The sequence below is a fragment of the Rhodococcus sp. DT1 genome, assembly GCF_049844875.1.
Classification (GTDB): domain Bacteria; phylum Actinomycetota; class Actinomycetes; order Mycobacteriales; family Mycobacteriaceae; genus Rhodococcus.
The window spans coordinates 809,735-820,887 of record NZ_JBNCLW010000001.1 but is presented as its reverse complement, the minus strand read 5'-3'; the positions used below and the strand labels follow the sequence as shown (position 1 = coordinate 820,887).

11 protein-coding genes are annotated in these 11,153 nt (G+C 71.5%); 6 read left to right on the top strand and 5 right to left on the bottom strand.

The window, feature by feature from the left end:
* Positions 1 to 189: 189 nt before the first annotated feature.
* Positions 190 to 792, top strand: coding sequence for a hypothetical protein (locus tag ACLQ3J_RS03840; protein WP_425902219.1), 603 nt, complete (start codon positions 190 to 192; stop codon positions 790 to 792).
* Positions 793 to 813: 21 nt separating this feature from the next.
* Here ACLQ3J_RS03840 and ACLQ3J_RS03835 read toward each other — a convergent pair whose 3' ends face one another.
* The gene (locus tag ACLQ3J_RS03835; RefSeq protein ID WP_425902218.1) at positions 814 to 1,146 is read right to left on the bottom strand and encodes a hypothetical protein; all 333 of its coding nucleotides are present in this window, start codon (positions 1,144 to 1,146) and stop codon (positions 814 to 816) included.
* Positions 1,147 to 1,329: 183 nt separating this feature from the next.
* Between ACLQ3J_RS03835 and ACLQ3J_RS03830 the strand changes: the two genes are divergently transcribed.
* The 5 genes from ACLQ3J_RS03830 to ACLQ3J_RS03810 all read left to right on the top strand — a co-directional run bounded on the left by ACLQ3J_RS03830 (position 1,330) and on the right by ACLQ3J_RS03810 (position 6,352).
* Positions 1,330 to 1,668 (top strand): RNA polymerase-binding protein RbpA, encoded by a 339-nt coding sequence (locus ACLQ3J_RS03830; RefSeq protein ID WP_169622300.1) that lies wholly within the window; start codon positions 1,330 to 1,332, stop codon positions 1,666 to 1,668.
* Between the two features lie 257 nt (positions 1,669 to 1,925).
* Positions 1,926 to 2,300 (top strand): chorismate mutase, encoded by a 375-nt coding sequence (locus ACLQ3J_RS03825; protein ID WP_425902216.1) that lies wholly within the window; start codon positions 1,926 to 1,928, stop codon positions 2,298 to 2,300.
* Between the two features lie 7 nt (positions 2,301 to 2,307).
* Positions 2,308 to 4,431: an aminodeoxychorismate synthase component I gene (gene pabB, locus ACLQ3J_RS03820; RefSeq protein WP_425902214.1), complete on the top strand. Its 2,124-nt coding sequence runs from the start codon at positions 2,308 to 2,310 to the stop codon at positions 4,429 to 4,431.
* Complete coding sequence (locus ACLQ3J_RS03815; RefSeq protein WP_425902213.1) at positions 4,428 to 5,354, top strand: prephenate dehydrogenase dimerization domain-containing protein; 927 nt, start codon at positions 4,428 to 4,430, stop codon at positions 5,352 to 5,354. The genes pabB and ACLQ3J_RS03815 overlap by 4 nt, the downstream gene beginning before the upstream one ends.
* On the top strand, positions 5,351 to 6,352 hold the full coding sequence (locus tag ACLQ3J_RS03810) for an AurF N-oxygenase family protein (protein WP_425902212.1): 1,002 nt from the start codon (positions 5,351 to 5,353) through the stop codon (positions 6,350 to 6,352). The genes ACLQ3J_RS03815 and ACLQ3J_RS03810 overlap by 4 nt, the downstream gene beginning before the upstream one ends.
* Positions 6,353 to 6,395: 43 nt before the next feature.
* Here the strand turns inward: ACLQ3J_RS03810 and ACLQ3J_RS03805 are convergent, their stop codons facing one another.
* From ACLQ3J_RS03805 to ACLQ3J_RS03790, 4 genes are read right to left on the bottom strand one after another with little or no spacing between them, the layout of a single operon-like run.
* Positions 6,396 to 7,175 (bottom strand): polyprenol monophosphomannose synthase, encoded by a 780-nt coding sequence (locus ACLQ3J_RS03805; protein WP_425902211.1) that lies wholly within the window; start codon positions 7,173 to 7,175, stop codon positions 6,396 to 6,398.
* Positions 7,175 to 8,752 carry an apolipoprotein N-acyltransferase gene (gene lnt, locus ACLQ3J_RS03800; RefSeq protein ID WP_425902285.1) on the bottom strand — a complete coding sequence of 526 codons (1,578 nt, stop codon included), beginning with the start codon at positions 8,750 to 8,752 and terminating at the stop codon, positions 7,175 to 7,177. Before lnt ends, ACLQ3J_RS03805 begins: the two co-directional genes overlap by 1 nt.
* A gap of 53 nt (positions 8,753 to 8,805) precedes the next feature.
* The gene (locus ACLQ3J_RS03795) at positions 8,806 to 10,416 is read right to left on the bottom strand and encodes an amidohydrolase (protein ID WP_425902210.1); all 1,611 of its coding nucleotides are present in this window, start codon (positions 10,414 to 10,416) and stop codon (positions 8,806 to 8,808) included.
* A gap of 19 nt (positions 10,417 to 10,435) precedes the next feature.
* Positions 10,436 to 10,999, bottom strand: coding sequence for an FxsA family protein (locus ACLQ3J_RS03790; RefSeq protein ID WP_169622295.1), 564 nt, complete (start codon positions 10,997 to 10,999; stop codon positions 10,436 to 10,438).
* Between the last annotated feature and the right edge of the window lie 154 nt (positions 11,000 to 11,153).

Genomic DNA, 11,153 nt, shown 5'->3' with positions numbered 1-11,153 from the left:
CGGAGCGGAGGGGTGAATCCCTATCCTCAGGTTTTGGTACCCCCGTACGCGTCAGAAGGTTTCCCGCTGCCGCGCACGTCCGCGTCACGCACTCCCGCCTCACCGTGTGCCCGGGCCCCGTCGCCCGCGGATCACGCTGCTCGCCGCCTTCCCGCACGACTTCTCACAGCCGACCCGAAGGAGCCTCAGATGCCGCGTCGCCGGACCGTTCGTATTCTCGGCGCCCTGTTCGCCACCGCACTGGCCGTCGCCCTGCCCGCGCAGGCCGCCGCCGAGCCCGCCCCGCCGGGCCTGCCCCTCGACCAACTGCGGGCCGCTGCCGCACCCGACCCGGACGCCCTTCGCGCCGTGGACGACATGCTGGGCGCCGGAACGGGGTCGGCGCTGTTCGCGCCCCCGCCGCGCAACACTCCGCAGCCGTTCATGCAGCCCGCCCCCACCCTCGGACCCGGCTGCGGTGGCGGCATCGTGCCGTACGCCATGACCACCGGATGGGTGCAACCGGGCCCCAACGTGAACCCGGACGTGCAGATCGGGCAGCTGAAGATCTTCGTCGCACCGACCATCCCCGTCACCCCTGCGGCCGCCGACCTCAAATTCGTCTGGCTCAACATGGAGACCTTCCGCGGCGGCATCGAGACCCTCGACGACAAGGCCGGCGGGGTGCCGCAACTGTCGAAGACGGTCAACACCGGCACCGGCCCCGTGCTGGCGGCGCTGTTCGGTTCGATCAACTACACCAATGGTGCGTTCTGCCAGGTGGTGTTCACGATGGGCGGGTTCTTCGCCTGACGCCCGGCCGGGCGGGTTCGGTCAGCGGATCCGCTCGGCGTCCCGGGCGAGGGACACCAGATCGGTACACAACCGGCCCAGTTCCACCGCATCGGCGCCCTCGGCAACCGCAGTGGCGACATCTTCGGCGGCGCAACGCACCAGATAGGCGCGGTCCGCCAGCGATTCCACCTCGGCGGCGGTGAGTACCACCGCGTCCTCGGGCAGCCCCGCCTCGCGGGTGGTGTTGCGTTGCTCGTACGCGCGTTGCCGGCACGACTGCCGGCAGTACCGGCGGCGCCGGCCCGTCCCGATCTCCGGGACCGGACGTCCGCACCACAGGCAGCTGCCCGGCGGACGGGTGCGGTCGGTCATGTCCGGACACTTTACCGACGCTGAGGAGGCGGCCGGTAATGTGGTGTATCCGGCCTCGAGGCGGGCCGCGGGAACGGAATCGGCCCCGTCGACGTTGACATGAGGTGAACGTTGATCCCGCGTGGGCGCCCGCCTGCAAGGCGGACCCACCAGCGGGTGGAGCACACAAGAGAGGACACCACCATGGCAGATCGTGTACTGCGAGGCAGCCGGCTCGGCGCGGTGAGCTACGAAACCGACCGTGACCACGATCTGGCGCCGCGGCGGATCGCGCGCTATCGCTGCGACAACGGCGAAGAGTTCGATGTTCCGTTCGCCGACGAAGCCGAGATCCCCGGCACCTGGATGTGCAAGAACGGGCTGGAAGGCACCCTCGTCGAGGGCGCGGCACCCGAGCCGAAGAAGGTCAAGCCGCCGCGCACGCACTGGGACATGCTGCTCGAACGCCGCTCCGTCGAAGAACTCGAGGTCCTGCTGCAGGAACGCCTCGATCTGATCAAGGCGAAGCGCCGCGGCGCCTGACAGGCCGCCGGCACCACCTCCGAATGCCGTTGCGGGACTTGTTCCCGCAACGGCATTGGCCTTTCTGTCTGCGGTATCGCCCGGCACGATTTTCAGTCCCGGACGCAATTGCATTGCGGAGTGGCACAAATCCATCAATTGTCGGCACCCCGTTCGGCTGCGTGCAATCATGAGCGAATACCAACCGACGAGTCGGGCACCGTCGAACACTTCACGATCCGACCCCCACCCCGGGGGCTGCACAGGGGTGAGCGCACGTGAACGACAGGCAAACCGCGGCGGACACGACGACCGCACCGACACCGGAAACCGAACTCGATGCTCTGCGCACCGAACTCGACCGAGTCGACCGCGCACTGCTCGACGACGTCCGCGACCGGCTGGCGCTGTGCGCCCGCGTGGCGGAACTCAAACGGCGCCACAACATCGCGGTGCTCCAACCCGACCGGATGCAGACTGTGCATCGCCGCGCCCAGGACTACGCGCACCGTAACGGACTGTCCGGTGACTTCGTGGAAGCGCTCTACACCCTGCTCATCGGAGAAGCCTGCCGGCTCGAAGACGACATCGTCGCCGCCGCGGGCGCCGACGCCGGTCCGCGCCCGGCGCTCTCCGGGGACCCCCAGATCTGAGGCCGCCATGTCTGCGCCGCCACCGACCCGAACCCTGCTGGTCGACAACTACGACTCGTTCACCTACAACCTCTACAGCGTGCTCTCCCGCGTCAACGGAGTTCCCCCGGTCGTGGTCACCAACGACACCGTGTGGGACGAACTGGGGCTGCACCGGTTCGACAACATCGTCGTCTCCCCCGGCCCGGGACGCCCCGACCGGCCCCGCGACTTCGGGATCAGCGACCGCATCCTCGCCGACTCCGGGCTCCCGGTCCTGGGCGTGTGCCTCGGCCACCAGGGGTTGTGCCACCTGTTCGGCAGTGCCGTGGTGCCCGCACCCGAGCCGGTGCACGGCCGGATCAGCCGGATCGTGCACGACGGGACCGGTCTGTTCGCCGGGATCCCGTCCCCGTTCGACGCGGTCCGCTACCACTCGCTGATCGCCGAGCACGTCCCCGACCAGCTCGTCGCCACGGCCTACACCGACGACGGGCTGCTGATGGCGGTCGAGCACCGGAACCGGCCGCTGTGGGGAGTGCAATTCCATCCCGAATCGATCTGCACCTGCTACGGCACCGAACTGCTCGGCAACTTCCGGGCCGCCACCCCGGCCCGGACACCGATCACCGTCAGCGCCCCGCCGCCACCGGAACCCGCCCCACCCCGATATGTGCTCGACACCCGGGTCCTCGACTTCCACCCGGCGCCGCACGCCGTCTACGAAACGCTCTTCGCCGACGGCCCGCACAGCTTCTGGCTCGACGGCTCCGTCACCACCGAACCCGGCTCCCGGTTCACGGTGATGGGCGACGGGTCCGGCCCCCGCGCCGAGTTCGTCACCTACAGCGTCGCCGAGACCCTGGTGCGCGAACACCGTGCCGGTGCTCCCGTCGCCGAATACCACCGCACCTTCTTCGACCACCTCGATGCGCGGCTCGCCGAACGGCGCATCACCCCCCGCGACGATCTGCCGTTCGCGTTCGCACTCGGATACGTCGGCTACCTCGGTTACGAACTCAAGGCCGACGCCGGCGGGCAACTGGTCCACACCTCCCCGATCGCCGACGCCTCGATGGTGTTCGCGGACCGCGCGGTCGTCCTCGACCACGAGGCGGGCCGCTGTTATCTCCTGGCGTTGTCCGACGAACCCGACGATCCCGCTTCCGTCGCGTGGTTCGACGCCACCGCCGCGGCGCTTGCCGCGCTCGCCGACACCGATGTTCTCGCCCCGACGGCGGTGCCGCTGCTGCGTGACGAAGACGATCTGCAGATCCGGTTGCGGCACACACCGGCGCACTACCTGGAGATGATCGAGCAGTGCCAGAGCGAGATCCGCAGCGGCGAGACGTACGAGGTGTGCCTGACCAACACCGCGACCGTCGACCGGACCATCGACCCGCTGCGCACCTACCGCACTCTGCGGGAGATCAGCCCCACCCCGTACAGTGCGCTGCTGGACTTCCCGGAGGTGGCGGTACTCAGCGCCTCCCCGGAACGGTTCCTGCGGATCGGCACCGACGGCATCGTGGAGTCGAAACCGATCAAGGGCACCCGGCCCCGGGGCCGCAGCGCAGCCGAGGACGCCGCACTGCGCGACGGTCTGCTCGTCAGCGAGAAGGACCGCTCCGAGAACCTGATGATCGTCGACCTGGTGCGCAACGACCTCTCCCGGGTGTGCCAACCGGGTTCGGTGCACGTGCCGAAACTCTTCGACATCGAAACCTATTCCGCCGTACACCAACTCGTCTCCACCGTGCGCGGGACCCTGCGCCCCGACGTTACCGCCGTGGACTGTGTGCGCGCCGCATTCCCCGGCGGGTCCATGACCGGCGCACCGAAACTGCGCACCATGGAGATCATCGACAAATTCGAGGACGGTCCGCGCGGGGTGTATTCCGGGGCGATCGGCTACCTGTCCCCCACCGGCACCGCCGACCTGTCGATCGTGATCCGCACGATGGTCGCCACCGACCATCAGGTCACCTTCGGTATCGGCGGCGCGATCGTCGCGCTGTCGGACCCGGACGACGAACTCGAGGAAACGCTCGTCAAATCGCTGGTGATGCGGCGCTGCCTGGCCGAGACCGACGCCGATCCCGCCGACGGCAACGCCGCACTCCGCGCCCGACCCGACGGCACCGCGCCGTGACCGCCGGCGGACCAGGCCGCGTCGTCGTGGCGGGGGGCTGCGGTGCGGTCGGCGCGATGCTCACCGCGGCCCTGTCCGGCGACGGCCACCGCGTGCTGGCGATCGACCCCGGCGCTCCGGCCCCGACGACCAGCACAGCCGGCGCCGCGGTGCTGCCCGGTGACATCGCCGCGCCCACCCCGGACGTCGCGGCGGCGGTGCGCGCGGCGCCGACGGTGATCCTCGCCGTCCCCGACGCCGTCGCCGTGGCCGCGCTGCCCGCCCTGGCCGGGTTGCTGCACCCCGAGGCGCTGCTGGTGGAGACGTTGTCGGTGAAAACCCCGTTCGCTGCGGCGCTTGCGACCTGCCTCCCGGACCGGGAGGCGCTCGGTATCAATCCGATGTTCGCTCCGGCGCTCGGCTGGGCCGGGCGCCCCGTGCTCGCGGTGCGGCACCGGGACGGTCCCGCAGTCGGGGTGTTCGTCGACGCGGTCGACCGCTGGGGTGCGCGGGTCGTGGAGGTCGGCGCCGCCGAGCACGACCGCGCGACGGCGACCACTCAGGCGCTGACCCACGCGGTGGTTCTCGCCTTCGGCGGCGCCCTCGACCGGCTGGGACCACCGACGGCCGCGACCGCCGCTCCCCCGCCGCACGTGCTGCTGCGGGCACTGCTCGCCCGGATCGCGTCCGGCACACCGGCGGTGTATCACGAGATCCAGGTGGCCAATCCGTACGCCGTGGACGCCCGCCGCGCCCTGCGCGCCGCCCTGGACGACCTCGACGCGGCCGAGGACCCGGACCGGTTCGCGGCGCTGACCGCACGCGGCTACCGCGCCCTCGGCGACGACCGCGAGCAGTACCGGGCACTGTGCGGGGAACTGTTCGGCCTGCTCCCGTCGGACCTGCACGAACCGGACGCCGTGCGAAACGGGGTGTCGCCGTGACCGATCGCGAGGCAGCGAAGCTGCGGGCCCGGCTGCGGCCCCCGGAGCTTCCCGGCAACGACACCGGCGACCCGGTCGCCGCCGCGGTGATTCGCGGCCTGACCCGGTCGTGGCCGCGGCGCGCTGCGGTGAAGAAATCCGAACCCGACCTGGATGCGCTGTTCGAACCCGCGCGCGACGATTTCCCCGACACCCTGCTGCCGTTCCACACCCATCCCCGGTACCTCGCACTCGACGAGCCCGCCCGCGCGCGGCTGCGGGCGTGGGGGTGGATCGCCTACAACAAGAACGTCATCGACATCGAGCAGTACGTGGTCAATCCCGGTTTCGGGCTGATCACCTCCGACGTGTTCGGTCTCGCTCCGCCGGACACCGTGGTCGTCGGGGTGATGCAGGCGATGGTCGACGAGCAGTACCACACCCTCATGCACCAGAACGCCAATGCGCTCACCCGCCGCGGGCGTGGCTGGGCATTGCCCGACGCGGTGCTCCCCGCGTGCCGCACCCTGCGCGCACACCGCGCGGAGTTGCAGCGCGCCGTCGATCCGCGGCACGCGGCGCTGGTGCAACTGGCGTTCACCACGGTCGCCGAGACGTCGATCAGCGCGTATCTCGCGCTGTTCACCGGCGACGAGACCGTGCAACCGGTCAACCGGGCCACCGTCGCGGTCCACCGGCGCGACGAACTGTGCCACGCCACCCTCACCGGGGAATTGTTCACCACGGTGTTCGCCGAACTGGACGCCGCAGACCGTGAGTTGTTGTTCGACGCGCTCGCCGCCGGGGTCGATGCCTTCACCGGCGGCGACATGACCACCTGGGCGGCGATCGTCGCGCACGAACAGGTCCCCGGCGGCCGGGAACTGATCGCGGACACCGCCGCGGCGACCGCGCACCAACCGGTGGTACAGGACTGCAGCGCGATCCGCCGCCTGTGTGCGTCCGTCGGCGCCGGCGACACGTTCGACGCGCACCGTGCCCGGCGAGGCCGGTCCTGACCGTGCGCGGCCGGTTCCGTCCGGGCCGCGGCCGGTCCGGCGGTCAGTTGCGCTGCAGCAGCGCCCGCACCCGCTCGTAGCGGCTGCGCAGCCCCCACAGCGTCACCCGCAGCAATGCCTCCTGCACGATGTTCCCGCTCATCTTCGACTCGCCGATCTCCCGTTCGGTGAACGTGATCGGCACCTCGGCGACGGTGAACCCCGCCTGCAGCGTCCGCCACGCCAGATCCACCTGGAAGCAGTAGCCGTGGGAGGCGATCGCGTCGAGATCGAGGGTTTCGAGCACCTCGCGGCGGTAGGCGCGGTATCCCCCGGTGATGTCGCTGACCTTCACCCCGAGCGCGAGACGCGAATAGATGTTGCCGCCGCGCGAGAGCACCTCGCGGTGCCACGGCCAGTTCACCACGGTGCCACCCGGCACGTACCGGGAGCCGAGCACCAGATCGGCGCCCGCGTCGACGCGCTCGAGCAGCAGATGCAGCTGTTCGGGGGCGTGGCTGCCGTCGGCGTCCATCTCCACCAGCACGGTGTAGTCGCGGTCCAGTCCCCATCGGAACCCGGCGATGTAGGCGGCGCCGAGCCCGTTCTTCTCGGTGCGGTGCATCACGTGGATGCGGTCGTCCGCGGCGGCGAGGCCGTCGGCGATCGCACCGGTGCCGTCGGGGCTGCCGTCGTCGACGATCAGCACGTCGGTGCCGGGCAGGGCGGCGTGCAGCCGCTCGACGATCCGACCGATGTTGTCGCGCTCGTTGTACGTCGGAATGATCACCAGGGTGCGGGCGCTGGGTGCGCTGTCGTTCCCGGCCGGCGTCGCCGATGCCATCAAAGGTCCTCCCTGTCGAACCGGCCGGGGGCCGGTGCTCCTGCGGTGCCGGACGCGGGGTGTGCTCCCGGACCGGCGTTCTGACGTCGGCTACGCACGAGGGCGAGACCGGCGGCGACCACGGCACCGACACAGAGCACGAGCTCCGGGATCGGTCCGAGCCGACTTGCCAGCGTAACGTCTGCCCGCAACGGCACCTGCGCCACCAGGGCTGCGGGCTCGAACAGCGGGGTGCGTTGCTGCACCGACCCGTCCGGATCGACGATGGCGCTGACCCCGCTGGTGGCGGCGACCACAACGGTGCGGCCGTGTTCGACCGCCCGCACCCGTGACATCGCCAGCTGCTGATACGTCATCTCGGTGTCGCCGAAGGTCGCGTTGTTGGTGGGCACCGCGAGCAGTTGCGCACCCGCGTCCACCGAGTCGGAGAACGCCCGGTCGAAGGCGACTTCGTAGCAGGTCGCGACCCCGATGGTGATGCCGTCCGCGGTGACCGCCCCGTCCCCGTCGCCGGGTACGAAGTTGCCCGCCCGGTCGGCGTACTCGGAGAACAGACGGAAGAACGAGCGGTAGGGCAGATACTCCCCGAACGGCTGGATGATCCGTTTGTCGTGCTGCTCTCCGGGTCCGGCTTCCGGGTCCCACACGATCACCGAGTTGCTGGTGGTGCCGTCGTCGTTGCGGAGCACCGTGCCGACCAGGATCGGCGCCTGTACCGCTGCCGCCGCGGCCGTGATGTCGCGGGCGGCGTCGGCGTTGCGCAGCGGGTCGATGTCGGATGCGTTCTCCGGCCAGATCACCACATCGGGTTGCGGCACCGCGCCGGCGCGCACGTCCGCGGCCAGTTCCAGGGTCCGCGCCACATGGTTGTCGAGCACCGCTTTGCGTTGCGCGTTGAAGTCGAGGCCCAGTCGCGGCACGCTGCCCTGGATCGCCGCGACCGTCACCACCGGCGAGTCGGCGGGGTCGGTGCGCAGCAGCGGCCATACCGCCAGCGCGGCCAGTGGCGCGAGCGCTGCCCACGCTGCGGCCCGCACGGCGCCCCGCCGGTCGAGGCGGGCACCGTTGCTGCGCACGACGACCGAGACCAACGCGGCGAGACCGGTGCCGGTCAGCGCCACGGCAAACGACACGAGCGGGGCGCCGCCGAGCGCGGCGAGGGACACGAGCACCCCGTCGGGCTGCCCGAACGCGAGCCGCCCCCACGGGAATCCGCCGAACGGTACCGACGCGCGCGCGAATTCGGTGGCGCTCCACGCTGCCGCGATCCACAACGGCGCAGCGGGCAGGGTGCGCAGATGCACCGCCAGTGCCCCGAACAGGCCGACGAACACCGCCTCCGCGGCGGCGAGCGCCAGCCACGGCAGCGGCCCCACATAGACCCCTACCCAGGGCAGCAGCGGTACCAGGAACCCGAGTCCGGCGAGGTAGCCGTATCCGAAACCGGCGCGTCGCCGCATCGGTTGCACCGTGAGTACCGCGGTGAGCAGGGCGATGCCGACCGGTGCGAGGAACCACAGCGGTCGCGGCGGGAAGCTTGCGAACAGCAGCACTCCGGCGAGCAGCGCCGCGGCCATCCGCAGGCCCACCACGGTGGCGGTCCGCCTCCGTGTCGGGCCGGCCGGTGCGGTCACCGTGCGTACACGACGTGGCCCCGGTGCACGCTGCGCACCAGTACCGGATCGTCGGTGCCGTCGGCGAGGTCGGGCAGCGGCGCGACCCGCGAGCGCGGGTCGGTCGACCAGCGCTGCACGCTGTCCTTGGGGGCGCGTATCACCAGGTCCCCCGCCTCCCACAGCGCGTACGACGCCGGGGCACCCGGATCGAGAGTTCCGGCCATCCCGTCGCGCACGCCACCGGCGCGCCACGCACCGCGGGTCGAGGCGGCGAATGCGGCTCGCGGTGAGATGCCGCTTCCGGGGGTGCGGTGATGCACTGCGGCGCGCAGCATCTGCCAGGGCCGGGGCGGAGTCACCGGCGCGTCGGAACCGAACGCGAGGGACATCCCGGTCGAGGCGATACCGGCGAACGCGTTGAGGGTCGCGGCGCGCGCCGTGCCCAGGCGCTGGGCGTACATCGCGTCGGGTCCGCCCCACAACGCGTCGAACATCGGTTGCATGCTGGCGATCACGCCGTACCGGGCGAGCTGTTCGGCTTGTGCGCCGGTGATGGACTCGACATGCTCGAGACGGTGGCCGCGTGCACCGACCGCCGGTCCGCCCAGTTCTGCGGCGACCGCGTCGAATGCCGCCACGGTGGCGGCGACGGCGGCGTCCCCGATGACGTGGAATCCGGCCTGGATGCCGGCGGTGGTGCAGGCCCGCACGTGGTCGGCGAGTTCCTCGGTGCTCAGGTACGCGGTGCCGTGGCAGTCCGGCCGGTCTGCGTACGGTGCGGCGAGCCACGCGGTGTGCGAACCGAACGCGCCGTCCACGAACAGGTCACCGCCGAGTGCGTGCGCACCCGTCGCGGCGAGCAGGGCGGTGGCGTCGTCGGCGGTGCGGACCGCCTGTCCCCAGTAGCCGCGCACCTCCACCGGGTGGTCGGTGGCGAGCAGTTCGGTGAAATCGTCGCGGCCGGAGATGTCGGGGCCGCCGCATTCGTGGACGGCGACGATGCCGTGCGCGGCGAAGTCGTCGAGCGCGGCGTGGCGGGCCTCGGCCCGTTGCGCTGCGGTGAGCCCGGTGCGGGCCGCGGCGCGCACCGCGTGGTGGGCTGCGGCGGTGACCGGGCGCTGCGGGTGGTAGCCGCCGAGCATGTCGAGCGCGCCGGCGGCCACGCGCAGCGCCGTGGAGGCCGCCGCCGAATGTGCGTCGATCCGTCCCAGGTACACCAGGCGGCCGGGTGCGGCGGCGTCGAGTTCGTCGGTGGTGGGCGGGGTGGGATCGGGCCAGCGGGTTTCGTCCCAGCCGTGCCCCCAGATCACGGCGTCGTCGCGGCCGGCGGCGTACTCCCCTACCCGGCGGAGCACGTCGTCGCGGTTCGCGGCGCCGGTGAGGTCCAGTCCGGTCAGGGCGAGCCCGTGGGCGGTGACATGCACGTGGGTGTCGACGAATCCCGGTGCGACGAACGCGCCGTCGAGGTCGACGATCTCGGCGTCGGGGTGCAGGACGCGTCCGGTGCGGTCCTGCCCGACCCACACGATCGTTCCGTCCGTGACGGCCATCGCGGTGGCGTCGGGTGCGCTCGCGCTGTAGATGCGGCCGCCGACGAAGAGCTGGGTGTGCGGTGCTGGACTCACAACTGCCCAGTCTGCCCCGTCACGGGCGGCGGGGCTGCCGCGGGGTCTCGACGATCTCCCCTTCGAGGATTTCGCCGTCCACCACGTCCGGCCGGGTCGTGCCGACGGGGCCGCGGCCGGGGCCACCGGGCAGATGGGGCGCCGCCCCGACGACGGTGTTCTCGACGACCTGACCGTCGACCACCACCAGGCGTTGTCCGCGCCAGGTGGCGGCGTGGGTGCGGGCGGTGCGGGCGGCCACGGCGCGCACCACCGGGCGGAGCAGTGCGCGGCTCGGCAGCAGCAGCACGATGCCCAGGACGGTGGTGATCAAGCCGGGAAGCAGCACGAGGCCGGCTCCGGCGCCGATGAGCGCACCGTCGGTGAGCATCTTGTCGGGTGAGCCGGTGGGCGGGAGGGGGCCACTGCGGAGCCGGCCGAGTCCGCGCAGCGCGCGGCGGCCCTGGGCGCCGAGCACCAGATACCCGGCGACGTTGACAGCCAGGAAGATCAGCACGGTGGCGAGGGCGCCGACGGTGGAGCCGAGCCAGGCCAGCACAGCGATCTCCGCGGCGACGTAGACGACGAACAGCAACAGGTACACGCGGGGTCCTTCCGTACGCCGGGTCCGGCGCGAACGTCTCTCGGGCGAGGGACTCGTCTGTTCAACGTACGAGAAGCCGAGTTTGCTCCCGGCGCGGCGCACAGACGCGGAGCCGATCCGGTCGGCGTGCTCGCCCCATGATCGAATGGCGCGC

Bases quoted from the DNA above. Each gene is read 5' to 3' on its own strand.
- ACLQ3J_RS03830 (WP_169622300.1), top strand. From the start codon at position 1,330: ATGGCAGATCGTGTACTGCGAGGCAGCCGGCTCGGCGCGGTGAGCTAC.
- pabB (WP_425902214.1), top strand. From the start codon at position 2,308: ATGTCTGCGCCGCCACCGACCCGAACCCTGCTGGTCGACAACTACGAC.
- ACLQ3J_RS03805 (WP_425902211.1), bottom strand. From the start codon at position 7,175: ATGGCATCGGCGACGCCGGCCGGGAACGACAGCGCACCCAGCGCCCGC.
- ACLQ3J_RS03840 (WP_425902219.1), top strand. From the start codon at position 190: ATGCCGCGTCGCCGGACCGTTCGTATTCTCGGCGCCCTGTTCGCCACC.
- ACLQ3J_RS03835 (WP_425902218.1), bottom strand. From the start codon at position 1,146: ATGACCGACCGCACCCGTCCGCCGGGCAGCTGCCTGTGGTGCGGACGT.
- lnt (WP_425902285.1), bottom strand. From the start codon at position 8,752: ATGGCCGCGGCGCTGCTCGCCGGAGTGCTGCTGTTCGCAAGCTTCCCG.